Here is a 1,742-nt window from a genome sequence, read left to right as displayed (position 1 = left end):
CCCTGTACCTCTTCCAAAACATGTTAAAATTAAAATAAAAAAACCCACAACTACAATTGCTATAGCACTTGATGGTTCTTTTAATTTCTATTATTCTGACAATCTTAATGCTTTAAGAAGAGAAGGTGCAAATCTTAAGTTTTTTAGTCCAATAAATAATAAAAAAACTTCCAGAATCTGATGGAATTTACATAGGTGGTGGTTTTCCAGAAATTTTAAGTGCTGCATTAGAAAAAAATCTTACGATGAAAACAACCATAAAGAAATTAGCTGAAGATTGTGCTCCAATTTATGCTGAATGTGGTGGACTGATGTATCTTACAAAATCTATTGATTATGGGAATAAAAAATTTAAAATGATTGGATTATTTGATGCAGATACTAAAATGACCAAGAAAATGAAATTAAATTATACAAAAGGTAAAATTGTTTTAAAAAATTCAATCACAAATAAAACACATGAATTACATGGACATGAATTTCATTATTCTGAGTTAGATTCTGTTTCTCCCGATTCAAAATTTGCATATGAATTAGATGTTGGACTAGGAATTAAAAACCAAAAGATGGATTAATTCAATACAATACACTTGCTTCATACGGACATCTCTATTTTGATAGTTCAGATTATGCTAAAGTTTTTGTGAAAAATTGCATTAATTACTCAAGAAGATGATTCTGCTCTAATCATCTTGTATAATGCATTAATTATTGCAGAAGCAGAAGAACTCCCCCCCTTCCTTCCTATGTTTGTGATAAATGGGGTTTCTTCTAATTTACTTAATTCTTCTTTTGATTCCGCAGCACAGATGAATCCTACTGGAATTCCAATAATCAATGCTGGTTTTACGACTCCATCTTTTACCATCTCTATCACTTCTAAAAGCGCAGTTGGAGCATTACCAATTACAACTATTCCACCATCAATATCTGAATACGCTGCTCTCATTGATACTTGAGAGCGAGTCTTGTTTCTTTTTTTGCAATTTCCATTATCTCTGGATTTGAAATGTTACATACAATCTTATTTTGAAAATCTTTTGGATTTTGTTTATTGAGACCTCCAATTACGCCATTAACATCAACTACTATACTACATCCATTTTTTTAATGCCCGAATTCCACTTTCAATTGCTTTTTTGTGAAAGATAACTCTATTTCTTTTGCAAAATCAAAATCAGCAGTTGAATGAATTATTCTTCTAACAATATGCCATTCTTTTTCATTATATTGGTGAGTACCAATCTCTTCATCGATCATTTGCATACTTGCATCTTCAATTGATTGACCTTTTCTAGTCTGCACTTTCGACCTCTTTTGCTCTTTCTATAATTAAATCAATCATTTTTTCGTCTACTCCTAAATGTTTTGTAATGTATGCCTTTTTGATACTAGAGTTTTCTAGTGCAGGTTTCAGATCATTGTTAATATCGGTTTTAACATGGGCACCCTCATGTAAGAAATAAAATACAATTACTAGAACTTCTGGTTTATTTTTTTCACAAGTTTTAATCCCCTCAACAATATCTGGTTGTTCTATCTCTAACCAACATCTATTCACGTTTCTATAATTGTTTTTTAATCCATCAACTACATAATCTAATGACAATTGTGCATTAGGATCTTTACTACCATGTCCAATTATTAAGACATCAACATCTTTTTTTGGAATTGTGACCTGATTCTCTTGTAGGGTTATAGCTATTCTATTTTCAACTAAGTTGATCAGAGTTTTATGCATG

2 protein-coding genes and 2 pseudogenes are annotated in these 1,742 nt (G+C 30.7%); 2 read left to right on the top strand and 2 right to left on the bottom strand.

The window, feature by feature from the left end; genetic code table 11:
• Positions 1-181, top strand: a pseudogene (locus tag BG20_RS13150) (cobyrinate a,c-diamide synthase); the annotation flags it as partial.
• A complete protein-coding gene (locus tag BG20_RS13145; RefSeq protein ID WP_338032794.1) occupies positions 156-575 on the top strand; it encodes a hypothetical protein in 420 nt (139 codons plus the stop codon). The pseudogene BG20_RS13150 and the gene BG20_RS13145, both read left to right, overlap by 26 nt.
• Before the next feature lie 89 nt (positions 576-664).
• On the opposite strand, the pseudogene BG20_RS04215 reads toward BG20_RS13145, so the two are convergent.
• Together BG20_RS04215 and BG20_RS04210 are read right to left on the bottom strand one after the other, a co-directional pair.
• Positions 665-1,260 (bottom strand): annotated as a pseudogene (locus BG20_RS04215) (precorrin-8X methylmutase).
• 34 nt (positions 1,261-1,294) lie between these two features.
• On the bottom strand, positions 1,295-1,742 hold a 448-nt coding region (locus tag BG20_RS04210), incomplete at its 5' end, for a sirohydrochlorin chelatase (RefSeq protein ID WP_010191310.1).

It is taken from the genome of Candidatus Nitrosarchaeum limnium BG20 (assembly GCF_000241145.1).
Classification (GTDB): Archaea; Thermoproteota; Nitrososphaeria; order Nitrososphaerales; family Nitrosopumilaceae; genus Nitrosarchaeum; species Nitrosarchaeum limnae.
This window is presented reverse-complemented; position numbering and strand designations above follow the sequence as displayed.